The organism is Mesorhizobium sp. M6A.T.Ce.TU.016.01.1.1 (genome assembly GCF_003997065.1).
Lineage (GTDB): Bacteria > Pseudomonadota > Alphaproteobacteria > Rhizobiales > Rhizobiaceae > Mesorhizobium > Mesorhizobium mediterraneum.
The window spans coordinates 1-488 of record NZ_RZTJ01000121.1; the positions used below are offsets into that span (position 1 = coordinate 1).

At 63.3% G+C, this 488-nt stretch carries 1 protein-coding gene; it reads left to right on the forward strand.

Annotated elements, in window-relative coordinates; translation table 11 throughout:
* Positions 1–488: thiamine pyrophosphate-dependent enzyme (locus EOC94_RS33545; RefSeq protein ID WP_245465730.1), on the forward strand; the 488-nt coding region annotated here is incomplete at both ends.

The following is a 488-nucleotide window of genomic DNA, read 5'->3' on the forward strand; positions in this document are numbered from 1 at the left end:
GGGCTCGGCGCCAAGATGGCGAAGCCCGGCGAGGAGATCGTCGTCATGATCGGCGACGGCTCCTACCTGATGATGAACTCCGAAATCGCCACCTCGGTGATGCTCGGCCTCAAGCTCACTATCGTGCTGCTCGACAACAGAGGCTATGGCTGCATCAACCGGCTGCAGATGGCGACCGGCGGCGCGAACTTCAACAATCTGCTGAAGGACTCGCGCCACGAGGTCCTGCCCGACATCGACTTTGCCGCGCATGCGGCGAGCATGGGGGCGATCGCCGAGAAAGTGCCGTCGATCGCCGGGCTGGAAAACGCGCTGGCACAAGCCAAGAAGAATACGCGCACCACGGTGCTCGTCATCGACACCGACCCGCTGGTTTCCACAGATGCCGGCGGCCATTGGTGGGACGTGGCGGTGCCGGAAGTGTCGGCAAGGCCGCAGGTCAACGCGGCGCGCAAGGCGTATGACGAAAAGCGGAAGATGCAGAGTGT